Consider the following 25,751-nt stretch of genomic DNA (forward strand, 5'->3'; position numbering starts at 1 on the left):
AATAAAAAACCTTATTACAGCTTAGTCTTAATAGTAGATCTTTATGTGAAAGACGATTTTATTATCAGCTTTTTTGACTTTTTTGCATGAAAAACACACAAATTAGTCAGCTTGACTGATTTTTTATCTTAGAAATGTTTTTGTATTATCCTCTCTGAAGTACAATGCCGCCATTACACCAATAACTGACATGAGTATGAAAGAGCCAATTAATCGAAGTTTCCACATTGGTGGGTCTATTGAAAAAGCATTGAAGGGAGAGGTTGAACTACAACCTGTCACCGTTCTAGCTGAAGCGTGGAAAATCACAGGGAAAAACATCTTTAGTTTTTTACCTGCGGTCATTTGCTTGTTTCTTGCGCAAGTTGCATTATTACTTTTAGGGCTTGAAGTTCAATTAGGTAGCCCAACGGTTTTTTTTGATGCTTTCATTACAGGGCAGGGCTTTACAGCTGAAATACTAAAAGCGGGCTTTATGGCTAACTTTTGGTCTGATGTTCTTATTGCGCCACTCTATGTAGGTGTTAGCCTAATGGCATTAAACCATGCGGTAGGTTTACCAAGTAAGCCAAGCCAGATCGTTAAAGGATTTTCTTTTACCCTTGTTTCCTTAATTACCATGTTACTGCTTTCTTCAATTCAAGGACTAGGTAGCAGTGTTTTTCCATTAATTGGCTTGTTCCTAACTATGGCATTAAGCATGGCTATTTTATTAGTGTGTGAAAAGAAAGTTTCACCAATAAAAGCGATCCAATATTCTTTCATGGCAACAATCCGTAAAGTATTGCCAATGACGGCTATCTATATTGTGATCATGCTGATGTTCTTTATCTCAATTGCTACAGCAGGTATCGGTTTGATTTGGACATTACCTTTCTTCTTTAACGTGAAAGGTATTATCTACCGAAATATGTTTGGCGTAACATTACAAGTTACTTCAGTGGCAAAAAGTGATGATGAGCAACCACCGCAAGATGGCGGTGAGCCACCCATTGATAAGATAGATAAAGATGTTTTTAATGCGTAAAGCATAAGTTTAAAAGCTCCTAAATTAGGGGCTTTTTTATTATAGGAATAAACTGATTTAAATTCTAATGCACTATAACTTTATATTTAATTGATAAAATAACAGACAGTAAATAATAAAAATCATGATAGTAATTTAAAAGCTCTTATAGAAAAGAAATGAAGTTGAGTAATGGATTAATTGTTATAACGAGCTGCCTTTCATTGTTGGCTGCAACAAGTGCCTATTCACAAGATATTCAAATGCGCTATAGCTCGTTATATGGGAAGCTTAAAGAAGGGCATGATGAGGTAAAGATCCGTTTATTCATATTAAAAATGATACATCGCAAAAACATTGGTTAATTTATCCGTCATAATTTATTACGCAAATAAATAAGCTATGTAAGGTTAATGATGGATAAGTTACTTGAACGTTTTTTCCGATATGTTCGCATCGAAACACAATCTGATGGTGATGTTGCATCATGTCCGAGTACAGCAGGGCAATTTAACCTTGCACAACAACTAAAATCTGAAATGGAAGAATTGGGTTTATCTGATATTTCATTAGATGAACATTGCTATTTAATGGCACGTCTTCCTTCAAATGTTTCTGCTGATATTCCAGCTATTGGTTTTATTGCTCACATGGATACAGCACCTGATGCTTCAGGACTAAATGTTAAACCACAAATTGTAGAAAACTATCAAGGTGGTGATATTGCATTGGGCATTGGGGATGAAGTGCTATCTCCAATTCAATATCCCGACTTAAATAAGTTACACGGTCACAATATTATCACGACAGATGGTACAACATTGCTAGGTGCTGATAATAAGGCCGGTGTTGCTGAAATAATGACAGCCATTGCATATCTTGTTGCACACCCAGAAATTAAACACGGTGATATTTGTATTGGTTTTACGCCCGATGAAGAAATCGGACGTGGGGCTAATCTCTTTGATGTCGAGAAATTCAATGCACAATGGGCCTACACCATAGATGGTGGTCCTGTTGGTGAGTTAGAGTTTGAGAACTTTAACGCTACATCTGCAGATGTGGTTTGCTACGGCACTAATGTTCACCCTGGTACTGCTAAAGGCAAGATGGTGAACTCAATGAACATTGCCGCGCAGTTTCAGTTAATGATGCCGAGTAATGAAACACCAGAAGCGACAGAAGGGTATGAGGGTTTCTACCATTTAAAATCAATGAAGCCATCTGTTGCTAAAACAGAGTTAGGTTATATTATTCGTGATTTTAGCCGTGAAGGTCAGGAACAACGTAAAGCCTTTATGCAACAGAAAGTTGATGAACTAAATCTACAACTTGAAAAAGGGCGTGTAGAATTGGTATTGACCGATTCATATTTCAATATGCGTGAAATGGTAGAGCCGTACCCACATATTATTGAATTAGCGAAAGCCGCGATGATTGAATGCGACGTAGAACCAGAGATAAAACCGATTCGAGGTGGCACAGACGGCGCGCGTTTATCATTTAAAGGCTTACCATGCCCGAATATCTTTACTGGCGGATATAATTTTCATGGTATACATGAGTTTATTACTGTCGAAGGGATGGAAAAAGCAGTAAATGTGATTATAAAACTGGTTGAAAAAACAACAGAAAAATATAGCTGATTTACCATCAATAAAAGCCCTTTAATTAAAGGGCTTTTATATGTATGAAATTAATGAAGCCAAATTAAAAGCTTTTCCTGACAAAAAGTAGCAATCTAAACTTAAGTTTATACCGTATAAAACGTGATAACTTAGGATAATGCTATGAAATATATTAACTTATTATTTATTAGTGGCTTGTTAAGCTTTAACGCTTCAGCCTACCCAGAATATAGCCAGTTTAAAAACCATCGCAGTATTTTTTATGTTGCTGATGTAAAAGACAAAACGGTTGAGAAATTTATAAATGAATTAAACCAAAATAAGTGTTTATTAGACGAGCGTGATATTAAAACTTTGGTTATTACCCGAAATGGTTTCAAGCTACCAAATCACATGTTCAATCAACAACAAATTGAAAACATGCTTAAGAGTTATAACTTGGGGGATGGTAACCATATTGGCATTCTTATTGGCAAAGATGGTAAAGAGAAACATCGTTGGTCAGGTGATCTTGACTGGTCTTCATTGATGTTGCTCGTTGATGATATGCCCTTAAGAAAAGCAGAGATGGCGAAGAAAAAAAGCCATTGTGTGATTTGAAAAACGGACAATTTTCAATTCGTCACCTTGTTAATTATCAACCATTTAGACGTTAACGAAACTAAAGTTGATTTCTCTATGGGTTTAACAATATAGTCATCCATTATCTCATGTATCTTTGAGACAGTTTTCTCTCCATATTCGCCTGATACGGCAATGATTGGCTTAGTGCTATCTAATTCTTTTAACTGTTTTGCCGTTTCAATTCCATTCATTCCCGGCATATGAATATCCATAAAAATGAGATCGATATTATTTTTTTTGACTTGTTCTATTGCCTCGTATCCTGATGCAGCTTGTATAACATTGATCCCTTCTTTAGATAGGTATGCTTTTACTAATAATCTATTAGCGTGCATATCGTCAACAACTAGGACTGTTTTATCATTAAGACTTCCTAGTGGGGCAAATTTAGCGTCATTGATTATAACTTCTAATGAACACTCAAAAGCTAATGCTCCGTTAAGTGTATCAATGTAGCCTTGCGTATACTTAGGAACAGATATACGGTCATTATTCAAATTTATTGAAGTACTATTAAAAATAAAAATCGGTGTTATTTGAGCTAAATAACCATATTTTCCTTCACGCAGCATACTTATTTGATCGTAATGAGTAATGTAAAGTCGGTGATCTATTACTATAAAATTAAATGGGCGGTCTTTAAGCCTAGTGAAACTAAGGTAGGGATCATTTGAACATTCAATATCCATATTAAGCCCATTAAAACTCTCGGTAAGTTTTTTACTCAAGCTTGATGCACTTAAAATCAGACATGATTGACCTGATAAGTGTTGCTTAATTCTCGGGTTAGTTAGTTCACCATTAGACTGAATATTGCTTGCTGGGAAGGTGAGTGTGAACTCGGTGAATTCACCTAAAATAGAATGGCAAGAGATTGAGCCACTGAACGATTCCATTACTTTCTTACAATAAGCTAAACCAAGACCATTACCTGATACTTTGCCTAAAGAATAAAATTCATCAAATAAGTTTTCTAATTGCTCTTCTGTAATTCCAGGACCAGTGTCACGAACATGTATTTTATTATGCTTAAGTCCTTTTTCAAATTGAATACTGATATGGCTCTCAGGAAAAGTATCAAAATAATAGGCCGCATTTTTTAATAAATTGAATAAGACAAAACTAAATAAGGTATCAGAACCATAAAAATAAAAATTATTTGTGGTCTCAAGATGAATACGTTTCTTATGCTCTTCACTATAAAGACTAAAGTCATTGAGTGCTTGTGAGGTAAGAGAGACAGCAGAGTAATGCTGGAAAAATGAAGTACTAATAGAGGAGCCACGTAATTCATCTAAAATAACATCGATAAATTTTGTACCTAATTGTAATGCTTTTTTACCTTCAGATAATTCTTGATGAATTTTTTCGATTTCAAGTGTAGCAAGTGAATTTATTGATTCTTTATGTGCGCTTAAGAAATCAGAATCAATCTTCTCAAAGTGATATTTGATTTTTGATAATGGGTTACGTATTTCATGCGCGATTGAACCTGCTAGCACTTGGGATTTACGCACTTTTTCTTCTGTGTTGATAAAACGATTAGCTCTTGCAAAAAGTCGTTGTAGCCCCATTATTTCTTCACAAGAAAATAGTACATTGCTCATTTCTTTAGAGGCTATATAGAAATGAGTTATTTTTTTGCTTTCATCGAGTATAGGAACAACTAATGTTACACCTATTTTATGAAGTTGTTCTGAGACGAGATGCAAGTGATTGTCTGCTAGAGCATTATCATTTAATAACGCATCTAGATCTTGTTTTAATAGAATGTTTCTACCAGTCTTAAAGTAATCTCTTAATAATTGGTTTTTATTTGATACTTGTACAATAAGACCATTATTAGAATGAATTACTGTATTAAGTTTTGAAATCCCCAAATCTGTTGAAATTTTAAATTCACTTATTATTTTTGTGATATTTTCAACGGGGTTTCCTTTCTTATGATAGATGATTTTATTTGCAAAGATGCGAACTAAACGTAATGTTCTATGCCAAAAAAAACCAGTAATTAATGTCCATAAAACTAAGAAAAATGGTGTTTCCTTTATGTGATACAGTTCCAATAATATTACTGGAACTGTATAAAATATGATATTAATAAAAGTGCTTGATGTAATGAATGTTATATATTTTAACGAGTAGAATCTACTGTTAAATAAGGCGTAGCCTATTAAGAACACTTCAATTACTGATAAAGCTGGAGGTAGCCAAGCAGCTGTAAAGTCATGAAAAATGACTGCTGCTATGAAGTGAATTAAAAAGGTCGAGGAGATAAAAGCAATTATTCCTGTAATCATGTATTTTGCTTTTACTCTGTTAATACAGGTGTTATTTTTATGGAGGATTAATAAATTTATTATTGTTGATAGAAGTATTATTATTAACATTCCAAAGAAAATAAAACTTAACTCTCCAAAATTTATATAAAATACGCCAATTGCCTTAATGTCAATAGATGTAATATTTATTCTAGGAATTATATTTGTAACCAGTGTTATAATTATACTTGTATATAATAGGAACTTTTGTGTAAATGTGAGACTAAAATTGTCTTTTTTTGATGTTATTCTACATGAAAACAAGTAAGCAAAAATGAAGGCTAATCCGGAGAAAATGTTCGCAGCAAGAGCTATGTTAACTGCAACTATATCGCTTCTTTCAATAAGAAGAGATGATTGGAAATAGGCGTTGGATAAAATCCATAATGAAATAAAAGAAGTGTAAATGATATAAGGGAAATATATACGTTTATCATGGGAAAGTGATGGTTTGCTGTGTAAAAAGCGAGCAAAATATCCAGTCCATACGGCTATTACAGCAGAAATCGCGATCAAAAAGATCGCGATAACATTTGTTGTAACAGCTTGATATAAATCAGCCATGAATGCCTATTCTTTCAAGCTTACGCATACTTATAATCCTTTTGTTGTAACTTCTGAAGTTAGTTTCTTTGAATATTTTACTCATAACATCAGTTAGAACAATTCCCTGGTATGTTTTTAGTTTAGTTCCTTCAACATGCTGGCTGCAAACAGAAACATATGGGCTTATTTCACAATTTTCAGAATTAACTGAACGATAAAAGCCTAATATTGATGGTTGTTCTACTATAGTATAGGCGATCTTTAACCCTATATTAGATAACTCGATGGTCAAATACTTAAGTGTTAAGAAAAGATTGAAATTCAGTTTCTCATTTTTCCCACTTATAGCCATTCTTATTATCTCGCATACAAGATCTTTATTCTTTACCGATTGTAGCATTTTCCTATCTAAATTTTTAATTTCTTTCTCTTGCGCCAAATAATTGACGTTGCCTTTATACATACCGCAATTATTTAAAGTATTAAGCTTCTCATTTGATAGTTCAATTGTCCAATTTTCTGTTTGAAAAAACGGTTGAAAAGTTAGCCACTTGTGCTGATTACTCCATCTTTGAATAAGAGCCGTCGATAGCAACAATGGTAATTCGCCATTATTTTCTTGGTACAGGATAAAGTGTTCACTGTTTAAAGATACATCTAAACAATAAAGCATTTCATACCAATGCTGTTGTTTGATAAATGTTTCTATGTTTATTAGTAGGTTAGCTGAAGGTAGATCCAGTGCAACGTTACTAAATGATGTATGAAATAGTCGGGTATCATTTTCGATGTTACTAACAATTTCATATTTATAACTATCATCTTCATCACAGGTATTTGAAAGAGCAAAATATCCAGAATTATGGATATTTTGAGTTTTACTTGCTTTTGACGTTATTTTATAACATTCATAATTAGCCCAACACTCAAGAATATTATCAAAATATTTAGTTGCACAATTTTCAATAAGTCTAAATAGTGGCGGTAAGCCAAATAATAAATTATCACTTATATTTTTTTTAGCTTCATCTGATGTTAATATTGTATATAAATTTCCTTTTAGCTTTTTTTTATTTTGACTATTTTCAATTTCTTTTATTCGGTATGAGACAATCCTTTGGAAGATATCAATATTTCCGCTTATATCTATGTAAGTATCAATTGTGTATAGAAGTTCATTCTGTTTATTTTTAATTACCTTATTACTATTTTTTAATAAGAACTTTAGCTCAAGTTCTACGTGGGCACTATCGTTTAAACTTTTTTCTTTAAGTAAGTACATTTTCTTAACCTCGACTAATAAAGTGTCTAGTTAAGTGTACTTATATGTATTGTTTCTTATAATTATAATTTTGTAAATAAAGTAAAAATTTTAGTTTAATATTTAATGTATACGTGTTAATGATAAATATATCTTATTATCTTTTATATATAGATATGTAGCTGTAACTAATTAAACTCATTAAACATAGGCTTCCCATTGTTAAATATCCTACAGATAAGCCCCATGTCGTTACGCTAAACCCTGCAACTAAGTATGTTATTAACCACCAAAAATGGGTCAATGAAAAATGCGCAGCAAAAAAAGGACCGCTGTCATTGTCAGAACAAGCATCAGTAATTAATAATCCTGCAGATGTTTGAATACATGACATACCAACTCCCATAGCAAAGCAGACTAAAGTATAACCTACCCAATTAGGTGTTAACGAGCCGAGTGCAAAGGCAAATATTAACGTCAACATGCCAAGCCAATGAAAACGCTGTGGTCGATATTTATCCAGTAACTTGGGTAACAGAAAGGCAATTATCATTGAGCCTAAACCCACAATCATCATAGCTATTGCCGTTTGTGCCTCGTTACCATTAAGAATGTTATGCACATAAACTACGGTATTAACTAAAACCATCGCAGATGCACTCGCAGCTGATAGGTAAGCAAACCACAATGATTTAAGAGAGGGATGGTTTAAGTAATTCTTAATGTTTCCTAATACTGATGAAATACTAATCTTGTCAGAACAAACGCTTACGACTTGTGGAAGCTTACACGTCAAGATCAATGCGGCAGAAACAATGAAGGTTACTGCATCAAATATAAATAAAGACTTAAACGAAACAACAAGTAAGAAAAGAGCGGTAAGAAGTGGGCTTAATAACTGCTCTAAATCATAAGCCATTCTGCTAATAGACAATGCTGTTGTGTATTGGTGCTTAATAGGCAAAATTGTAGGCAGCGTCGATTGAAATAACGGTGTAAAACCTGCGGAGCATGCATTTATAACAAACATGAGTACATAGACCTGCCATATTTGTGTCACAAAGGGTAAAGAGATAAACATCACCGCGCGGATAATATCGAGCGCAATTAAGGCCTTTTGCTTAGGTAAGCGATGAATAATGACGCCAAAAATAGGAGCTAAGCCAATGTAAGCCAACATTTTTATGGCGAAAGAAATACTCAAAACCATTGCTGCATTATCACCCGCTAAATTATAGGCGAGCAGTGCTAAACAAATAGAGCTTATCCCTGTGCCACTTAATGAAATAACCTGAGCTGATAGTAACTTTATATAGTTTGTATTGTGCCACATTGAAGTGTTCTGACTGCTTGCTTGCATAAGGGGTCCGTATAAGGTTTGGCTACATCGCATCAAAAATAATTCATATAACAACCAATAAATGGATGATGGTTATTTTGATAATTCGTTAATCTTTTATTTTAGGTATAGAATGCACATCAATGAAATTGAACATTTTAATAAGTTATATTAGTAATATTGATAACTTGGGTAAGTGGTTGGTTAGGATAAATGAATAAGATAAATTGGCGTGGTATAGACTTAAATCTACTTTTGACCTTTGATGTATTGTTTCAATTTAAAAGTGTTTCTGCTGCATCTAAGTTTATGAATTTAGGACAACCTGCAACGAGCTATAATCTAAAACGATTACGAGAGTTACTTGATGATCCTTTATTTGAAAGGGTGGGTAATACCATGGTTGCCACTAAAAGAGCGAATGAAATAGCACCTAAAGTTGATGCTATTCTGTCTATTATTCGTCAAGATATTTTGCCGATATCTAAGTTCGATCCCATAAACTTTGATGGCATGTTTATTGTTGGTCTAAATGATTATGCCGAGCAAATATTTGGCCCCGATATTTTTGATTATCTACAGCAGGTTTCACCCAAAGCTAAAATCTTATTTAAGCCAGTGGATAATGAAAATGGGGTTCATTTGCTCGAAGAGCACAATACCGACCTTTGCATTGGGGTATTTAACTCATTACCCGAAAGTGTAGTATCAACCTTCTTGTATCGTGAAAAGCACCTTTGTACCTTTGACAATTCTAAATTAGAAACTCAACTACCGATATCATTAGAGGAATATCTACAAGTACCGCAAGTCATTGTTACGGCAAATGAATGCTTAACTACAAAAGTAGATGAAACATTAGCTAATTATGGGATAGAGCGAAATGTTGTTTTAGGAACCACAAGATTCTTAACCATTCGACGTATGTTATCAGGTAGGAAAATGCTAGCTGTGATGGCTGAAATGGTGGGGCGCTCTGATTTGATTGATGATCAACTGACTTTATGTGAGCCACCAATCGATATTCCTGATTTTGATGTCGAAATGATAGGTTTAAAGCGTAATCAACATCATCCGAAGCAAGTGTGGTTATCGGAAAAGATTAAAAATATTATTCAAACTAAGGTGCAGAAAAAATAGCTGCGCCTTAGTTTGGATGCATAAAAAGCGTATTGATTACTCGTGATCTGTGCCTTTAAGTATTTCGTTTAGCTTTTTCAAAATAGTATGAACGGCGTGTCCTTTTGTGACTTCACCACCTTGCTCAACTTCAATTTTCTGTTTGCCGTATAAGCCGGTTTCTTCTTCAGCGATATGAAGCCAGTCTGGATGCCAGTAAAAAGATTGACCGCCATCTGTGATCCAATTATGTACTCCACAGTTTTCACCACGGTAGTTAAGATCTTTAGCTTGGTAAGCCATACTTTATCCTTTGTTTTATAGTCAGTTATTTCAGAACAATATAGAAAATCAGAATACTAAACCGTGATCTAAGTATAATATTTATAGTGAATGTAACCAATTATTAATGCGTAATGTGATATTCGCTCTCTGTAGTAGTTTTGCGGCAGATTTACAGCACAATGAATGATGTTAATTTTACGAAATACTTTATTTTAATTACTCATAAATGCGCAATAAACAGGTAATATGGCAGTAAGAATAATTAAGTGGTAACCCTAATGACAACGTCTATCAAATTTATTGCTACCGACATGGATGGCACGCTTCTTTGTGATAATAAAATGTTACCTTCAGATTTCTATGAAGTGTTTCAGCAGCTTCAACAAAAAAATATCTTATTCTCAGCAGCGTCAGGTCGCCAATATCAAAGCCTTGTTAATACATTTAAACCAGTAAAAGATGAGATGGTGTTTATTGCCGAAAACGGCACTTTGGTTATGTATAAAGGAAAAGAGATTTACAGTTCTACTATACCTACCGATGAAATCCACACCATTTTACAATCTGTCCAGCAAGTGCCTGATTGTGAGATCGTGTTGTGCGGTAAAAACTCAGCTTATACAGAAGCCACCAGCGAACAAGCACTTAATGAAATTCGTAAGTATTATCATAACTTAAAATTGGTTGATGATTTGTTTTCTGTCGATGATGAATTTATCAAAATTGCAGTCTTAAACTTCAATGGTACAGAGGAGCATATTTACCCTGTTTTAGCGCCATTATTTGGTGAAACGCACCAAGTTGTTGTTAGTGCAAAGATTTGGCTTGATTTAATGCATAAAACAGCGTCAAAAGGCGCTGCAATAAAGCACTTACAAAAAGAATTCGGTTTTACGTTCGAAGAGAGTATGAGCTTTGGTGATTTCTTCAATGATGTAGAAATGCTTAAAGAAACTTACCATAGCTATGCCATGGAAAATGCACATCCTGAGATAAAAAAATTAGCTCGATTTGAAGCGCCGAGTAATAACGAACAGGGCGTAATGACGGTTATTAAGAAGACAATATTATAATCATCATCTTAATCTAATATTATAAGCCTCAATACATTGTATTTAATAATTATTGAGGCTCTACTTTTTACTCTTTAATAAAAAAAGTATTACCATCAATATCGAGTGGTACGATAGGTTTATCGGGTTTTGCGTAACTTAAGCGTCCAACACTTTGCGTTACGTGGTAGTTATCGAGTCCTGAAAGCGTCATTAAGTCTAGGCTTTCAATATTGATATAGCCATCTTTTCGTAGCGCGTATTTAGGCAAAATCACTCGCTCAATTTCTCCAATGATCATATGCGTACCATTTGATCGGATCGGTATAATCTCTACTAGTCTTAAACCTATTTTTATTGGACTCTCTAATACAAATGGCGCATCAAAATGATTGTCATAGAAAGGAGTAAGGCCCGTTTCACTAAACTCCGACACTTCTTTAGAATAGCGAGCGGATGTTTGATGGGCTCGTTGGTAGAATTCTTCAGATACAGCGTTAATCGTGTATTGTTCTGTTTGTTGGATATTTGTATAAGTGTGTCGTTCGACAGTATCAGGGCGTAGTATAAAGCCTAATAACGCAGGTGATGATCCAAGATGAATAACTGAGCTAACAATGGCTACATTTTCATTTCCATCTTTATCTGTAGTTCCTATAAGGTTGGCGCTTTTAAAACCTGGCAAAGAGTTTATTAGTTGAACTCTTTGGCGTTTTTCCATTGTTTGAATATCACATGATGATAATCGAATATTATCCATATATTACCTCAGGTCTTTAAACGTTAGGTTCAATACGCTTAATAACTGAGTGAGGATCACTTTAATAATTAAGAAATGAAAGAGTTGTAAAGCCATAGTGAGTTCTGTTTAACTATAAAAAACACTATGGCTGATATTAATCCTGACTTAGTACGTTACTAGTTATAACGCGACATTAAATGCTGTTTAAAGAAACGAGGATTTAATGTTTCCCCTGTCGCTTGTTTAACTAATTCGTCTGTTGATAGCGTACATCCTTTTGACCAGATATTCGTTTCAAGCCATGCGAAAATAGGGGATAAATCTCCTGATGTGATTGCAGCTTCAACATCTACTACTTTCTTCATTGCAGCCATAAATTGTGCCGCGTACATTGCACCTAGCGTATAAGATGGAAAATAACCAAAGCTACCATCTGTCCAATGAATATCCTGCATACAGCCGTCTTTAAAGTTACCTTTAGTATCAATACCAAGGTAAGCTTGCATTTTTTGATCCCAAATAACAGGAATATCATCAACTTCGATATTGCCTTCAATAAGATCACGTTCAATTTCATAACGCAGAATTACGTGGGCAGGGTAAGTTACTTCGTCAGCATCAACACGAATAAAACCCGGTTTAACGCGAGTATTAATAGTGTTGAGGTTTTCAGCCGTTAGCGCACTATCAGTTTCACGGTTAAATGTTTTCTGTGCCAATGGTGCCAGTTTTCTTGCAAAATCGATATTGCGTGAAAGCTGCATTTCAAAAAACAGTGACTGACTTTCATGAATTCCCATTGAGCGGGCTTGGCCTACAGGTAGATCTCGCAATTGATGCGGTAAGCCTTGCTCATAACGTGCATGACCTGTTTCATGAATAACGCCCATTAACGCTGATGTAAAATCAGTTTCATCATAACGTGTTGTAATACGTACATCGGTTGATACACCACCACAGAATGGGTGAGTACTGATATCTAAACGCCCGTGATTAAAATCGAAGTTTAATAATTTCATGACGTCGAGACTTAGTGCGTTTTGCTCAGTAATCGGAAATGTTCCGCTTAGAGGCAATACGGTATCATTTTTCTGTTTATTTTGTACATCTTGAATGAGCTGCGGCAACCACGATTTTACATCAGCAAAAATACCGTCAAGAATTTCAGATGTCATTCCTGGTTCGTAAAGATCGAGCAGGGCATCATACAGGCTTAATCCTGTTGCTTTAGAGCGGATAGCCGCTTCTTGACGTGCAAGTTTAACAACTGGAGCTAAATTTTGTTTAAATCCTTCCCAGTCATTTTCTTTACGTTGGGTTCGCCATGCATGTTCACATTGTGAGCCTAATAAGGATTTTTGCTCCACCAGTTCTGCAGGCAAAATGTTATGCATCATCCATTGGCGCTTTAAGGCAGTAAGGCTGGTTCGTTCGGCATCAGATAATTGCTCTTGTTCTGCTTGTTCAAACCAATCAACAAGATAGTCAGCAGTTGATAATTCATGCGCAATAACAGCAAGCTCAGCCATCGCTTCAGAACGAGCTTCAGCCCCGCCACTTGGCATCATTGCTGCTTGATCCCAACCACATATCGCGCTTAGATGGTCTAAGCGTGATAACTTACGAGCATGCTGTTCTAATTTTTGATAATAGCTCATTTAATTTCCCTAATTTTTGGCTCTTAATAACAAAACTATACTATTTATTACTTATTGAATAGTCAGTAAATAAATACTAAAGGTTCATTAAAAAAAGGAATAATTTATAACAACGTGAGCAATAATAAAAAAACACGATAGAGGCAGTATTAAAAGTTTATATTTTTTTTTATTAGCGCTATAAATGTAAAGATGGCGTGCAAATCGTAAAACAGTGTAACAAAAGGAAGTTTTTCATATTGCAAACGCTATAATAGCTGACAATAAATATACCTATTTGAACTATTTTCCGAACTTATGATGTTGTAAATAGTTATATTAAATTGTTTTATCGAATTTTTAAGGGATTTTGCCTCAAATGAAAAAGACATCACCGCTTTTTTCTCTCGTTGGTGTAACTGCGCTTTGTACTGTGTCGTTTTCATCATTAGCTGCACCTTCTGTTATTCCTGATGCACCAACATTAAGTGCAAAGGGCTATGTATTGATGGACTACAATACAGGCCAAGTATTAGTTGAGAAGAATGCTAACGAAAAATTAAACCCAGCAAGCTTAACGAAATTAATGACTAGCTATGTTGCGGGTCAGGAAATTAAACAAGGCAATATCAGTAAAGATGATATTGTTGTGATTAGCCGTAATGCTTGGGCACGTAATTTCCCTGATTCTTCAAAAATGTTTATTGAAGTAGGGAGTGAAGTACCATTAATGGACTTGTTCCGTGGTTTGATTATTCAATCAGGTAATGATGCAAGTGTTGCACTTGCTGAACACGTAGCAGGATCTGAGCAAGCATTTGTAGGTTTAATGAATTCATGGGCTAAGAAGCTAGGAATGAATTCTACACACTTTGCTAATCCTCATGGTTTAGATCACAGCGATCTTTATACTACACCTTATGATATTGCATTATTAGGCCAAGCGTTAATTCGCGATTTACCGTCAATTTACCCGCTATATAGTGAAAAATCATTTACATATAACAATATTACCCAACGTAACCGAAATGGTTTGTTATATGATAAAAGCATGAATGTTGATGGCATGAAAACTGGCTACACGAGCGGTGCAGGATATAGTTTAACAAGCTCTGCAACTGAAGGTAACATGCGTTTAATTGCGGTTGTTATGGGAACAAAAAGTACCAAAACTCGTGAAAGTGAAAGTAAAGCTTTATTAAATTACGGTTTTCGGTTCTTTGAAACAGTAGTACCGCATAAAGCTGGAGATAAAATATTATCTGAGCGCGTATGGTTTGGCAATAAAGAAAACGTTGAGTTAGGTGTTGATAGCTCAAGTTATGTGACACTGTCACGAAATGATACCAAAAAGTTGACAGCAAGCGTTGAGCTTAACGGTGAACTTGATGCACCTATCACGAAAGGTGAAGTAGTTGGCAAAGTACTTTACTCGGTTGATGGTAAAGAAGTGGCGTCACAACCACTTGTTGCACTAAATTCAGTTGAAGAAGGTAGTATATTCAGCCGTCTTGTTGATCATGTTAAGAAGTTCTTTGCTGGATTATTTAGTTAATTTAAGCATTCTAAGCGTTAAAGATTTGTATACTAAAAGCTCGGCTTTGTCCGAGCTTTTTTGTCTCTATTTATCCAGCGACGCTTTTCCGCAGTTTACTATTTCCTGTTGAGCTTAAAATCCGTATAATTCACGCCCTATAAATTCTTATCCAGCAATTCTACTGTCGGGATAACCGGTGGTGAGAGAAGTAGTAATGAATCAGACAGATAATCGTAAAGAAGTACTTGAATTTAATAAGCTGCAAAAACGTCTTCGTCGTAATGTCGGTAACGCCATTATTGACTACAACATGATTGAAGAAAATGATGTTGTAATGGCATGTATCAGTGGCGGAAAGGACTCATTTGCGATGCTGGATATCTTATTGAATCTGAAAAAAGCAGCACCAATCAATTTTGAAGTTGTTGCGGTTAACTTAGATCAAAAACAACCAGGTTTCCCTGAACATATTCTGCCAGAGTACTTTTCTAGCTTGAATATCCCATACTACATCGTAGATAAAGACACTTACTCTGTAGTGAAAGAAAAAGTGGAAGAAGGCAAAACAACTTGTGGTCTTTGCTCTCGTTTACGCCGTGGTACGCTGTACTCTTTTGCTGAGAAAATTGGGGCGACTAAGATTGCACTAGGGCACCATTTAGATGATATCGTTGAAACCATGTTCTTAAATATGTTCCACGGCTCTCGTTTAAAGGCAATGCCACCTAAGTTACGCTCAGATGATGGCCGTAATGTTGTTATTCGCCCATTAAGTTACTGTCGTGAAAAAGATCTAATTAAGTACGCAGAGCATAAAGCGTTCCCAATTATTCCTTGTAACCTGTGTGGCTCTCAAGAAAATCTACAACGTCAAAGCATTAAAGCGATGTTAATTGATTGGGACAAGAAAACACCAGGTCGCGTAGACGCTATCTTTAAATCTATCCAAAACATCAGCCCAAGTCAGTTAGCGGATAAAAATCTGTTTGATTTTGTTAACTTGCCATTAGATCGTGAAGGTGAGAAAGCTGAATACGCCTTTACTGAAGCGACGGTTTCTTCAACAAACATTGATGAATCTTTGTTTATTGATGTGACTAACGTTTAATCGCTACGACCTTAAAAATAGAGGGCTAATAAGCTTTGCCAAATATGGCAAAGAATTTCGCCCTCTATTTAAAAAGCTCAGAAAACGCCTCACTGTTTTTTTTGACTGCATTGTCGTTGTTACTAATCAACTGACTTTTGCTGGTTATCCATCCTTTATTATTCACAGTTCTTAGATGGTATTCATCTTTATTGTCAGTAATAAACGAACCTTCTGTTAAGTCACTTATTTGTGTAATTCTCCCTATATCTTGGCGTTGTGTGTTTTGAAGATCCCAAGACGTTATCTTGTCATTTATCTCATTTATGTTTGAGATTATTATTTGTTGTTCATCACCATTTGGCATAGTGAAAACTAAGCTATCACCGATAGTTAAATCGCCGAGCAACTCATCATTTATTTCCACAATGCTTTCAATCGGTAGTATTGATATTCCTTGTTCTTGTTTCACTTTGTCTAGTAAATTGGGACGGTAAAGCCATAGATCTTCGCCTGTTAACAGATTAATAGGTGTATCAATTGTTGCTGTTATTTGATGTCCATAGCCATGAAGAAGTGGGTTACCTTCTAGATCCTCTTCTGCGACATAAGAAGGATCATCAATTATTATTTCTTCCATACTTAATATTTTAAAATCTTTGGGCGCTTCAGCAACCTCAAAAAGGTTTTTTGTTAATTGATTCTCATTTATTTTACGTGATGTATCACTTACAATTTCACGTGTTTTTATTTCGTTAACTGTCTTGTCGGGTTTCAAGATAAAGAAACAGAGCAACCCAACAATCAGCGCTAAACCAGTATATTGGATCACTCTTTTCATACATTACTCGGTAATATTTAATTTAATATCAAGGTTTAAGTCTCTAGTGAAACCACGCTTATGCAAGCCCTTCATGTTAACGGACAAAGATCCAGAATATGCACCAATAGGTAAATCTTTATTGTCATCAGCGATAAAGCTCACGCGTAATTCACCATAGACAGGGCGCATATAACGACAATAAGCGGCATTGTTCATTATTGTCCACCCACAACCCATATAGCGTTCTCCGCGCAACATAATAGTTTGTTGTTCTCCGGTTTCTGTGTTCGTTACATTCACTTTCAAACGGCTATAACCACGGTTATATCGACGCCAAACCACACGATTACGGTTCATTTTATTATCTGATAGATAATATACTGTGCCATAGACATCTTTTTCATAACGAGGAGAAACATACGGTGTTGAATCAGTAATGACTCCATCACTTGGAAGTGCAGAAGAAATCTCTATATTTGTTGCAACGGTTACTTCATCTGAGTAAGAGCGGTTATAGAGACTTTTTACCATTAAACTAAAATTACCATTGTAAGTACCTATAGGCAATTTCGGATTATCTGCTTGAATAAATTCTAGTTTAAGTTGACCTAAGTTTGGCGCAGGGTAACACCATGCACTGTTATTAATACGTCCCCAGCCACAATGTGTTTTACGTTGACCTCGCAACCAGACTTCATGTTCCGTATTGTTTTCTTTTTGGGTTAGTACAACAGAAAATTTGGTAACTTTCCGTGGATAACGCCAAATAAAACGAGTCGGCCCAGAAACAACATTGTCACCTTTAACGTAATAAACAGAACCTCGTAAATCCTGCTCTAAAGGATCGGTTTCAACTGGTACTTCATGGGTTAATAACCATACAGCCTCATCAATTGGTGGCTCATCTTCAATATCGTCTACGGTTTTTAATATAGGAACGATCTCTTTTAACCAATCAATATGTAACGCAATAGGGGTGTGACCTGAATATCCATATTGCCAACCATACCACCACGACGAAATACCAACAGCAACTGGATGTTCATTTCGTTGCTGCCAGATGGCAGAACCACTATCACCTGGGCTTGCAAATGCCCATGAGTCTGTATCTTCAATTGCCTGATTAATTAAACAGTCTTGATAATAATTACGAATATGTCCTTCACCATGCCGCTTACCGATATAGGCAAGTTGACCTAATGAACGAGAACCGAAAATACCAAAACCGGTTAAAATTGCAGGATTCAGTAATAAATCAGTATTTAAATTATTATCGACAAAGGGTTGCTTGATTACATCTCCATTTGCATCTAGAGGATCGGATACTTTAGGGATTTTTGCGACCGCTATATCATCACTGCAACCCGTGAAGGTACGAAAGTAGTTAGTTGAAATACCAGCAGCAATAATTGTCCCATCTTGTTGTTTAAACGTTACATATTGACCTGAATATTCTGTTGAATCAGAACCTGATAAACAGTGCGCAGCTGTCAGTATATAGCTATGAGAATCATCACTCCCGAGCCATGTACCTGAGCAATATCCGCTACCAATCACTAACCCAACGGAGCGTAACTGTTCAGCATTCGCATTTTGTTCTAATACGCTACTAACATTATTGAAAACACTTGGATCTAAACTTCCTCCTAACTCAATGTATTTACTATCGTTAATTCCTAATGAAAAGGCAGAAGTTGAAAACAATAGGGTAAGACAGCATATATAACGACTTAAAAAATGATAACTATTCATGACGTTAACCAGCCTAGAACTGTGTGACTAAAGAGTAGATTATTAATAAGGAGTCATTTTTATCAAAAATAAGACATTGTCTGAATAACAAGCCATGCTTAACAATATTCTTTGTGTTTTGAAGCTGATAACATGACTGGAAATATTTCGACGATTAGAGACATTCATGTTACGCAGTATTTTAATCACAGCGGGCTTAGTATTCATGGTGGGGTGTAGTTCTCATCAAGCACAAGAACTAGGGCTAGGTGGTGGGCAAGTTAATGGCTATGCGCAGAATATGACAAATGCTCAACTATGCAGCATTTATTTAAAAGAACGGACGTCAAATCAAACTCGAGCAGCTATTGCTTCTGAATGGAGTCGTCGCAAGTTAAGTCGAGCATATTGTAAAGAAAAAGCCAATGAGTGGTATCTTACCAAGTTCGCAAAATGGTTAACGCAACAAGAAACTGAGAAAAAATAAATAGTACTCTATAAGAGAGAAAGGCCTCAATTGAGGCCTTTCTTACTTAATCGATGTTGGGTGCTAATGGACTAACGTACCCATCAGGTTTTAAAGCTAATAAATCACAATTTAAACTATCAATCGTATTTTCAGCAGTATTCCCTATAAAGACGGCGGATAATCCAGTACGACCTGTTGTTCCTAATATGACTAGTTCTGCTTTTATATCCTCAGCAACTTGAGGAATAATATCTTCAGGTAACCCTTCAAGAACATGGGTTTGTTCTTCACTAATTCCATATTTTTGACGGAGTGCTTTCATCGTTGTTAGGTGGTGACCACGTACGGCGTCGGTATAACTCGCAGGATCAAACTCTGGTAATTCAATCGTAATATTTACCGGTGTTGCAGGGTAGGCATTAACTAAATTAACTTCAGCATTAGCAATAGAAGCAAACGCTAATGATTCTTTGACGATTTTATCGTTAAGTTCATCGTGAGTTTCATCATCGGTAGAGATATTGACGCAGCCTAATACTTTACCTTGTTCAGGCCAATTATTACCTTTTACTAAAAGTACAGGAATAGGGCACTTACGAAGCAGATGCCAATCTGTTGGTGTGAAAATCACAGAGCCTAAACGGTCATGTTCATGAGTGCCTTTGATGAGTAGATCAATGTCTTGGCTATATACATCAGCAATAATGGCCTCATAAGGGCGATTATGCCACACCACTTTAATTTCCATATCAACGCCTTGCTCTAAGTAAGGCTGAATGATTTCCTTTAACCACTCTTCTCGTTGCATTACCACCCCGCGACGCATAGCATCACGTTCGGCTGACGATAACATCGACGTCATTTCATAAGAAAAATCATAAATAGCTAAGAAAATAATAATTTTTACATCTTTGCTTATTTTTGCAATATGAACAGCGCGCGAGATCGCTGGTTGTTGTTCTTTTTCTGGATCTGCGACGACTAAGATATTTTTATACTTTTGCATAATGCCTCCTTTACACAACTGTGTAGGCAATCTCTTGATAAGTTTAATTTAAAGCATGTATAACAACGGCTATGTACTTAGATATCAAGAAATTAAATAAATCCCTATAAATACTGTAACCTAGAATAGAAAGATATGGGAACGATATTAGAGAAAATTATGCAAACTTTGATACGCTGAACAAATAAATACAAGAAATAGCCGTTCAGCTAAATAAAAAAGCATCGTGTAAACGATGCTTTAAAATCATAAGAGAGAAGGGAGATGAGTAAAATTATTGTTGAGATAACGTGTTACTTTTAGCCACTCCAGCAAGGCGAGCCAATTCATCATGATCAATGATCGTAATGTACTTGCCTTTTACGCTTAACATCTCAGATTTTTGGAAACGCCCTAATAAACGGCTGATAGTTTCGACCGTTAAACCTAGATAGTTACCAATATCACCGCGTGTCATTGTTAAACGGAATTCACGTGGTGAGAAACCGCGCTGAGAAAAACGCAGTGATAAATTATATAAGAAAGCGGCAAGACGCTCTTCAGCATTCTTCTTAGAAAGCAGTAAGATCATTTCCTGATCGCCTTTAATCTCATTGCTCATTAAGCGCATGATTTGTTGACGAAGCTTTGGCATCTTACCTGAAAGATCATCAAGGATTTCAAATGGGATTTCACATACCATTGATGTTTCAAGTGATTGGGCAAAACTTGGATGCTGCATTTCATTGATCGCATCAAAACCAACTAAATCACCCGCAAGATGGAAAGCAGTAATTTGCTCGTCACCTTGTTCGGTAATGGTGTAGCTCTTAATGGTGCCAGAACGAATAGCATATAACGATTTTAGCTCGTCACCTGCTTTAAATAGCTCTTGACCTTTTTGGATCGGTTTTTTTCGTTCTATGATTTGATCCAGTTGATCTAGCTCAGACTCATTCAGCGTGAAAGGAATGCATAACTGACTAATACTGCAATCTTGGCAGTGAATTGCACACCCGCCTGATTGGATACGTTTTGTTGTAAGCTTGTCTGAAATCATATGCCTGTCTAACCAATTTGATGTAAGTCAATATTTTAACATATTATGAAGCATTATTACGAGTAATAAAAAGGTCACAATATTTGTTTGATTGCTATATAACCAGTTTGAATGCCATAAGCCATTAATAATAATGCACTAACACGCCTAAAATAGAGGTTCTTTAGCCATATTTTTAACTGTGTCGCAAAACCGCCAACCACTAACATTGCAGGTAATGTGCCTAACCCGAAAGCAAGCATTACTATTGCACCATTTAGAGCACTTCCAGAAACAGCTGCCCATGTTAAAGTTGAATAAACTAAACCACAGGGAAGCCAGCCCCAGAGAAAACCAAAAGGCAAAGCTTTTATCGGCGATTTAAGGGGAAGAAATGATGTGGCTAGCGGTGAGATATATCGCCATGCAACTTGCCCAACACGTTCAAGTTTGTTTAATCCAAACCACCATTGCCCAATATATAACGCTAAGATAATCATCATAATTGCTGCAAAAAAGCGCATTAATATCAATGGGCTATTAGAACCATTAATGGTAGCAACACCCGCAAGCATTGCACCGATAATTGCCCCAGCAATTGTATAAGCGACTAATCTTCCAACATTATAATTTAATAGATAAATCCAGCGTTTACTGTTTTGGGTGCTGTCTGGCATACCAATTGTTATCGCAGCAGCAACGCCACCACACATGCCAATGCAATGGCCTGCGCCCATTAAGCCTATTAAAAAGGCTGCATAAAAATCTAAATTAACCATTACTGCTATGTTGATTGTTACGTGGTTTTTTTTCTATTGATTCAGAATTGGAAACTGCATTTTTATGTTTAGTATCATCTTCATCGAACAAAATATCGTACCCACGACGTTCTAAGTCATCAAACTGCTCGCTTTTTACTGCCCATAAAAATATACCGATAGCAATACAAACAAAAACAATGGCGATTGGTATTAATATGTAAAGACTTTTCATTTATTTTAACAACCTTAAAGAATTTGATACAACGATGATTGAGCTAGCTGACATACCTACAACGGCAAAATAGGGCGCCACCAACCCTGAAACAGCCAGAGGTAGGATTATCAAGTTATAGCCAAGCGCCCAAGATAAATTCTCACGAATAATTTTTCGAGTTTTCAACGCTAAAGTACGTGCTTCTAAAATACGTTCTAATTTATCGCCAAGTAGTACCATATCAGCTGAAGATTTAGCTATATCTGTCCCACCTCCCATAGCGACAGAAAGATGAGCACCAGCGAGAACGGGGGCATCATTTACCCCATCACCTATCATTAATACTACGTCATCTGCTGATAGTTCATTTAAATATGCTAACTTTCCTTGTGGTGTTTGATTAGCAATAACCTCATCAATATTCAGTTGTTTAGCAACGTCATTAGCATGAATAGTATTATCACCTGTTAACATTGTGACTTTAATACCATGTTGCTGGCATTGTTTAACTAAAAGAGCGCTTTCTTGACGGATTGGGTCGTCTAATTGAAATGCTGCAATAGGTTGCTGGTTGCAAGTTAACCATACCGAGAATTCATTACTATTTTTAAACGATTTACTATTTTCGATATCGGTAGCAAAATCATATTTACCAATGCGCCACTCATCACCATTTAGCGTTGCTTTCAAACCACAGCCAATCTCATTTTCAACATTTTCAAAAAGTACATTTTGTTGTCGATATTGGCTAAAAGCTTGAGCAATAGGGTGATTGGCGAAACGCTCCAATTCCGCAGCAATCATCAACGCTTTGTCTTGCTCTATGTCTCCGAACGTACGCGTTTCAATTAAACGAACATTACCTTCAGTTAAGGTGCCTGTTTTGTCTAATACTAGTCGATTAACTTTACATAACGTTTCTAATACGTGCCCTCGACGAAGCAATATCCCTAACTTACTAAGTGTAGACGTTGAACAGGTAATAGCCGTTGGTGTTGCTAATGATAGGGCACACGGACAGGTGGCAACTAAGACAGATAATGTGATCCATAATGCATCATTAGGTTGATTTTGATGCCAATAATACCAAGTGCCAGCTGCGATAATCAGTATTGCAGCAACAAAATAGCGTGCTACATGATCGGCGATCTCTGCCACTTTAGGTTTTGAGAGCTGAGCTTCATCTTGCAAGCGTACGATATTAGAGATGAGTGAGTCATTTCTATTTACTGTAACTGTCATTGTGATATTGGCATCACCGTTAATAGTCCCTGCATAAACCTTATCTCCAATCGCGCGTGTGACAGGCACTGATTCTCCCGTTAACATGGATTCATTAACGGTTGTTAATCCTTTATTTATTACACCATCTGCTGGGAAGTGCTCCCCTGGTAATATAGTGACAACGTCACCTAATTTAAGTGTTTTTGCTGCAATTTGTTCACCATTAGCAAGCGTTGCCATATTTGGTATGAGTTTTAACAAATTTGCACTGGCTGCCGCTGCTTGTCGACGAGCACGCATTTCTAAGAATCGACCAAGTAGTAAAAAGAAAGTAAACATTGAAATTGATTCAAAGAAAACTTCGCCTTTTTCCATCACTGTTGCGTATAGGCTGGCACCGTAAGCAAATAATAATGCTATCGAAACAGGAACATCCATCCCTAACGTGTAGGCTTTTAGGCTTCTCCATGCATTAATGTAAAAAGGGAGTGCTGAGTACAGTAAAACGGGGGTGGCAAAAATCAAGCTTACCCAACGGAGGTAGTTTTTAAACTCAATATCTAGATCGCCAAACACTTCAAAATAGAGTGCAAATGCAAGCATCATAACTTGCATGGTAGCAATGCCCGCAATACCTAACTTATACAGATATTGCTTCATTATGTTGTGGTATTGCAGCTCTTGGGCATCAGCTTCAAAAGGAGAGGCTTGATAGCCAATTTTATGAATAACAGACAGTAAATGGCTAAGTTGTACTTGCAATGGATCCCAAACCAGTAATGCACGGTGGGTCGTAGTATTCACACGAATGGAAATAACACCATTTTCGCGTATTAATTGCTTTTCAATTAACCATGCGCAAGCAGCACAGGATACACCTTCAACAGAAAGAGATACCTCACTGAAATTTTGTTCTGTCGTCCGTACAAAGTCTTGCTGAATATCTACGTGATCATAAAGGGAAAGAGACTTAAGCTGTTCGGGGACTAAATCGGCTTTTTCAGCAGGTGTTGTTCTGTACTCGTAATACGAAGTAAGGCCACTTTGAACGATAGTTGTTGCTACTGCTTCACAGCCAGGACAACACATAGGCCGACGTTGACCTAATATCTCGACTTCAAATTGGCTACCGCTAGGAACGGGATCACCACAGTGGTAGCATTCATCATGCACATGCTTGTCTATTGTCATTCCTTACTCTGTCCGTACAACGAAATCGAGGAGGATGTTAGTACCTTGACACGTCCTTATAACATTTAATCTTTCTTAAAGGTTCAATCTCAACAAAACCATGGGCCACTTAAAGACTCTGATGTAACAAAGTGATAAGTACCTTTTAAGTCTGCTGTGATCTAAAATCTTTATCCGTAAGTGCGCGATGTAAGAGGTCACGCGAATAGTTTCAAGTATATTGATTGCTATGCTTTTTTTATAGTAATCATCAGCGACTAAATCAACTTGATTATTAGAAAAAATATAAACAGCCGTTACGTTATAAATAGAACGTCGCAAACTAGACCACCAATAATTGTGACCTAGAGCATATAGAACCACGACTTAGGTAGGGAATTATTTATGTCACGAATACAATCGTATTTATGCTCCTCTTACTTTCTAGTGTTGATTTATCAGAACATCACTGGCGAAGACCATATTTATAATGTTATCAAAACGTTGGTCAAACGTTTACTGACGACTTATTAAACAAGATTAAAATTGCTTTTCTTTTGTAAAAGTGGCATTTTCATTGCGCATAATACTTGAGTTAACACATTTTTACAGGTGGGATGACCACATTACATTTACGCTTAAGTAATATTATGTGAATATTTTTAACTCTGTAAAACAGGAATATTTGTAAAAATGGCAGCAGAAAAACTAACCCGTGGTCGTTTAATCCAAATAATAGTATTGATGACTATATTAATTTCAGCTTTTATTTGGAGAACAGTGACATATACATCTCCCGAAGGTGAAGATGGTATTAAGGATGGAGTAAAAATATGTCAATTAGACACAACTGATTGTCAGTATTTGTTAGATGATAAGAACGTTGACGTACAACTTTTAACAAAAGAGCTATCTGCACAAACACCGATCCGTTTACAAATAACCAACATAGATGTTAAGCCGTCAGCTATTGTTTCAGGTGTTTCAATGAATATGGGAACGGTACCCATTGTATTTACGCAGCATAATAAAAACACTTGGGTGGGAGAGTTTACCGTTCCTGAATGTACTCATAACCCAATGGTTTGGGCGGTAGATATAACGGCTAAAAAAACGAAGATGAGCTCTCAATTTACCGTCACTAAATAATA

Annotated in this window: 23 protein-coding genes and 1 pseudogene; 9 read left to right on the top strand and 15 right to left on the bottom strand. The window is 36.1% G+C overall.

The window, feature by feature from the left end; translation table 11 throughout:
* Positions 1-196 precede the first annotated feature (196 nt).
* The 3 genes from CTN01_RS17855 (at position 197) to CTN01_RS17870 (ending at position 3,234) form a co-directional block, all read left to right on the top strand.
* Positions 197-1,027, top strand: a complete 831-nt coding sequence (locus CTN01_RS17855) for a DUF2189 domain-containing protein (protein WP_045147673.1) — start codon at positions 197-199, stop codon at positions 1,025-1,027.
* 395 nt (positions 1,028-1,422) lie between these two features.
* The gene (pepT, locus tag CTN01_RS17865) at positions 1,423-2,652 is read left to right on the top strand and encodes a peptidase T (protein ID WP_045147669.1); all 1,230 of its coding nucleotides are present in this window, start codon (positions 1,423-1,425) and stop codon (positions 2,650-2,652) included.
* A 144-nt stretch (positions 2,653-2,796) separates the two neighbouring features.
* Positions 2,797-3,234, top strand: coding sequence for a DUF4174 domain-containing protein (locus tag CTN01_RS17870; protein ID WP_045147668.1), 438 nt, complete (start codon positions 2,797-2,799; stop codon positions 3,232-3,234).
* A 14-nt stretch (positions 3,235-3,248) separates the two neighbouring features.
* Here the strand turns inward: CTN01_RS17870 and CTN01_RS17875 are convergent, their stop codons facing one another.
* The 3 genes from CTN01_RS17875 to CTN01_RS17885 form a co-directional block, all read right to left on the bottom strand.
* Positions 3,249-6,143 carry a hybrid sensor histidine kinase/response regulator gene (locus CTN01_RS17875; protein ID WP_045147667.1) on the bottom strand — a complete coding sequence of 965 codons (2,895 nt, stop codon included), beginning with the start codon at positions 6,141-6,143 and terminating at the stop codon, positions 3,249-3,251.
* Complete coding sequence (locus CTN01_RS17880; protein WP_045147665.1) at positions 6,136-7,407, bottom strand: acyl-homoserine-lactone synthase; 1,272 nt, start codon at positions 7,405-7,407, stop codon at positions 6,136-6,138. Before CTN01_RS17880 ends, CTN01_RS17875 begins: the two co-directional genes overlap by 8 nt.
* A 136-nt stretch (positions 7,408-7,543) precedes the next feature.
* Positions 7,544-8,746 carry an MFS transporter gene (locus tag CTN01_RS17885; protein ID WP_107188391.1) on the bottom strand — a complete coding sequence of 401 codons (1,203 nt, stop codon included), beginning with the start codon at positions 8,744-8,746 and terminating at the stop codon, positions 7,544-7,546.
* Between the two features lie 192 nt (positions 8,747-8,938).
* Between CTN01_RS17885 and CTN01_RS17890 the strand changes: the two genes are divergently transcribed.
* The gene (locus CTN01_RS17890) at positions 8,939-9,865 is read left to right on the top strand and encodes a LysR substrate-binding domain-containing protein (protein ID WP_045147663.1); all 927 of its coding nucleotides are present in this window, start codon (positions 8,939-8,941) and stop codon (positions 9,863-9,865) included.
* 36 nt (positions 9,866-9,901) lie between these two features.
* Here the strand turns inward: CTN01_RS17890 and CTN01_RS17895 are convergent, their stop codons facing one another.
* Entirely contained in the window at positions 9,902-10,147 is a 246-nt protein-coding gene (locus CTN01_RS17895; protein ID WP_005367818.1) for a hypothetical protein, read from the bottom strand.
* A 260-nt stretch (positions 10,148-10,407) separates the two neighbouring features.
* Between CTN01_RS17895 and CTN01_RS17900 the strand changes: the two genes are divergently transcribed.
* A complete protein-coding gene (locus CTN01_RS17900; protein WP_107188390.1) occupies positions 10,408-11,202 on the top strand; it encodes a Cof-type HAD-IIB family hydrolase in 795 nt (264 codons plus the stop codon).
* Positions 11,203-11,269: 67 nt separating this feature from the next.
* On the opposite strand, the gene CTN01_RS17905 is transcribed toward CTN01_RS17900, so the two are convergent.
* Both CTN01_RS17905 and CTN01_RS17910 read right to left on the bottom strand, forming a co-directional pair.
* Positions 11,270-11,941 carry a flavin reductase family protein gene (locus tag CTN01_RS17905; protein ID WP_045147660.1) on the bottom strand — a complete coding sequence of 224 codons (672 nt, stop codon included), beginning with the start codon at positions 11,939-11,941 and terminating at the stop codon, positions 11,270-11,272.
* Between the two features lie 158 nt (positions 11,942-12,099).
* The gene (locus tag CTN01_RS17910; RefSeq protein ID WP_045147658.1) at positions 12,100-13,581 is read right to left on the bottom strand and encodes a carboxypeptidase M32; all 1,482 of its coding nucleotides are present in this window, start codon (positions 13,579-13,581) and stop codon (positions 12,100-12,102) included.
* Positions 13,582-13,939: 358 nt separating this feature from the next.
* On the opposite strand from CTN01_RS17910, the gene CTN01_RS17915 reads away from it, so the two are divergent.
* Both CTN01_RS17915 and ttcA read left to right on the top strand, forming a co-directional pair.
* Positions 13,940-15,115, top strand: a complete 1,176-nt coding sequence (locus CTN01_RS17915) for a D-alanyl-D-alanine carboxypeptidase family protein (RefSeq protein WP_045147657.1) — start codon at positions 13,940-13,942, stop codon at positions 15,113-15,115.
* A 196-nt stretch (positions 15,116-15,311) separates the two neighbouring features.
* Entirely contained in the window at positions 15,312-16,205 is an 894-nt protein-coding gene (gene ttcA, locus CTN01_RS17920; RefSeq protein WP_045147655.1) for a tRNA 2-thiocytidine(32) synthetase TtcA, read from the top strand.
* A gap of 64 nt (positions 16,206-16,269) precedes the next feature.
* Here the strand turns inward: ttcA and CTN01_RS17925 are convergent, their stop codons facing one another.
* Together CTN01_RS17925 and CTN01_RS17930 are read right to left on the bottom strand one after the other, a co-directional pair.
* A complete protein-coding gene (locus CTN01_RS17925; RefSeq protein WP_045147654.1) occupies positions 16,270-17,025 on the bottom strand; it encodes a hypothetical protein in 756 nt (251 codons plus the stop codon).
* Positions 17,026-17,028: 3 nt separating this feature from the next.
* Positions 17,029-18,759, bottom strand: coding sequence for a trypsin-like serine protease (locus CTN01_RS17930; RefSeq protein WP_107342195.1), 1,731 nt, complete (start codon positions 18,757-18,759; stop codon positions 17,029-17,031).
* A gap of 166 nt (positions 18,760-18,925) precedes the next feature.
* Here CTN01_RS17930 and CTN01_RS17935 point away from each other — a divergent pair, with 166 nt between their 5' ends.
* Positions 18,926-19,225, top strand: a complete 300-nt coding sequence (locus CTN01_RS17935) for a hypothetical protein (protein WP_045147653.1) — start codon at positions 18,926-18,928, stop codon at positions 19,223-19,225.
* Positions 19,226-19,271: 46 nt separating this feature from the next.
* On the opposite strand, the gene uspE is transcribed toward CTN01_RS17935, so the two are convergent.
* From uspE to CTN01_RS23270, 7 genes and pseudogenes are all read right to left on the bottom strand, one after another.
* The gene (gene uspE, locus CTN01_RS17940) at positions 19,272-20,213 is read right to left on the bottom strand and encodes a universal stress protein UspE (RefSeq protein WP_045147652.1); all 942 of its coding nucleotides are present in this window, start codon (positions 20,211-20,213) and stop codon (positions 19,272-19,274) included.
* A gap of 274 nt (positions 20,214-20,487) precedes the next feature.
* Positions 20,488-21,252: a fumarate/nitrate reduction transcriptional regulator Fnr gene (fnr, locus tag CTN01_RS17945; RefSeq protein ID WP_005367842.1), complete on the bottom strand. Its 765-nt coding sequence runs from the start codon at positions 21,250-21,252 to the stop codon at positions 20,488-20,490.
* 74 nt (positions 21,253-21,326) lie between these two features.
* Positions 21,327-22,010, bottom strand: coding sequence for a sulfite exporter TauE/SafE family protein (locus tag CTN01_RS17950; protein WP_045147651.1), 684 nt, complete (start codon positions 22,008-22,010; stop codon positions 21,327-21,329).
* Positions 22,003-22,224, bottom strand: a complete 222-nt coding sequence (gene ccoS, locus CTN01_RS17955; protein WP_045147649.1) for a cbb3-type cytochrome oxidase assembly protein CcoS — start codon at positions 22,222-22,224, stop codon at positions 22,003-22,005. The genes CTN01_RS17950 and ccoS overlap by 8 nt, the downstream gene beginning before the upstream one ends.
* Complete coding sequence (locus CTN01_RS17960; protein ID WP_045147647.1) at positions 22,225-24,621, bottom strand: heavy metal translocating P-type ATPase; 2,397 nt, start codon at positions 24,619-24,621, stop codon at positions 22,225-22,227.
* A 75-nt stretch (positions 24,622-24,696) separates the two neighbouring features.
* Positions 24,697-24,984 (bottom strand): FixH family protein, encoded by a 288-nt coding sequence (locus CTN01_RS23205; protein ID WP_244155965.1) that lies wholly within the window; start codon positions 24,982-24,984, stop codon positions 24,697-24,699.
* Positions 24,966-25,028, bottom strand: a pseudogene (locus CTN01_RS23270) (hypothetical protein); the annotation flags it as partial. The gene CTN01_RS23205 and the pseudogene CTN01_RS23270, both read right to left, overlap by 19 nt.
* A gap of 352 nt (positions 25,029-25,380) precedes the next feature.
* Between CTN01_RS23270 and CTN01_RS17975 the strand changes: the two are divergent.
* Complete coding sequence (locus CTN01_RS17975; protein ID WP_236688560.1) at positions 25,381-25,749, top strand: hypothetical protein; 369 nt, start codon at positions 25,381-25,383, stop codon at positions 25,747-25,749.
* Positions 25,750-25,751 lie beyond the last annotated feature (2 nt).

The organism is Photobacterium angustum (assembly GCF_003026365.1).
GTDB classification, from domain to species: domain Bacteria; phylum Pseudomonadota; class Gammaproteobacteria; order Enterobacterales; family Vibrionaceae; genus Photobacterium; species Photobacterium angustum.

What these genes read in the sequence shown, in the direction of transcription:
- CTN01_RS17935 (WP_045147653.1), top strand. Translation starts at nt 18,926, where the DNA reads ATGTTACGCAGTATTTTAATCACAGCGGGCTTAGTATTCATGGTGGGG.
- uspE (WP_045147652.1), bottom strand. Translation starts at nt 20,213, where the DNA reads ATGCAAAAGTATAAAAATATCTTAGTCGTCGCAGATCCAGAAAAAGAA.
- CTN01_RS17905 (WP_045147660.1), bottom strand. Translation starts at nt 11,941, where the DNA reads ATGGATAATATTCGATTATCATCATGTGATATTCAAACAATGGAAAAA.
- CTN01_RS17895 (WP_005367818.1), bottom strand. Translation starts at nt 10,147, where the DNA reads ATGGCTTACCAAGCTAAAGATCTTAACTACCGTGGTGAAAACTGTGGA.
- CTN01_RS17950 (WP_045147651.1), bottom strand. Translation starts at nt 22,010, where the DNA reads ATGGTTAATTTAGATTTTTATGCAGCCTTTTTAATAGGCTTAATGGGC.
- CTN01_RS17885 (WP_107188391.1), bottom strand. Translation starts at nt 8,746, where the DNA reads ATGCAAGCAAGCAGTCAGAACACTTCAATGTGGCACAATACAAACTAT.
- ttcA (WP_045147655.1), top strand. Translation starts at nt 15,312, where the DNA reads ATGAATCAGACAGATAATCGTAAAGAAGTACTTGAATTTAATAAGCTG.
- CTN01_RS17880 (WP_045147665.1), bottom strand. Translation starts at nt 7,407, where the DNA reads ATGTACTTACTTAAAGAAAAAAGTTTAAACGATAGTGCCCACGTAGAA.
- CTN01_RS17855 (WP_045147673.1), top strand. Translation starts at nt 197, where the DNA reads ATGAAAGAGCCAATTAATCGAAGTTTCCACATTGGTGGGTCTATTGAA.
- pepT (WP_045147669.1), top strand. Translation starts at nt 1,423, where the DNA reads ATGGATAAGTTACTTGAACGTTTTTTCCGATATGTTCGCATCGAAACA.
- CTN01_RS17915 (WP_045147657.1), top strand. Translation starts at nt 13,940, where the DNA reads ATGAAAAAGACATCACCGCTTTTTTCTCTCGTTGGTGTAACTGCGCTT.
- fnr (WP_005367842.1), bottom strand. Translation starts at nt 21,252, where the DNA reads ATGATTTCAGACAAGCTTACAACAAAACGTATCCAATCAGGCGGGTGT.
- CTN01_RS17930 (WP_107342195.1), bottom strand. Translation starts at nt 18,759, where the DNA reads ATGAATAGTTATCATTTTTTAAGTCGTTATATATGCTGTCTTACCCTA.
- ccoS (WP_045147649.1), bottom strand. Translation starts at nt 22,224, where the DNA reads ATGAAAAGTCTTTACATATTAATACCAATCGCCATTGTTTTTGTTTGT.
- CTN01_RS17875 (WP_045147667.1), bottom strand. Translation starts at nt 6,143, where the DNA reads ATGGCTGATTTATATCAAGCTGTTACAACAAATGTTATCGCGATCTTT.
- CTN01_RS17900 (WP_107188390.1), top strand. Translation starts at nt 10,408, where the DNA reads ATGACAACGTCTATCAAATTTATTGCTACCGACATGGATGGCACGCTT.
- CTN01_RS17890 (WP_045147663.1), top strand. Translation starts at nt 8,939, where the DNA reads ATGAATAAGATAAATTGGCGTGGTATAGACTTAAATCTACTTTTGACC.
- CTN01_RS17925 (WP_045147654.1), bottom strand. Translation starts at nt 17,025, where the DNA reads ATGAAAAGAGTGATCCAATATACTGGTTTAGCGCTGATTGTTGGGTTG.
- CTN01_RS17870 (WP_045147668.1), top strand. Translation starts at nt 2,797, where the DNA reads ATGAAATATATTAACTTATTATTTATTAGTGGCTTGTTAAGCTTTAAC.
- CTN01_RS17960 (WP_045147647.1), bottom strand. Translation starts at nt 24,621, where the DNA reads ATGACAATAGACAAGCATGTGCATGATGAATGCTACCACTGTGGTGAT.
- CTN01_RS17910 (WP_045147658.1), bottom strand. Translation starts at nt 13,581, where the DNA reads ATGAGCTATTATCAAAAATTAGAACAGCATGCTCGTAAGTTATCACGC.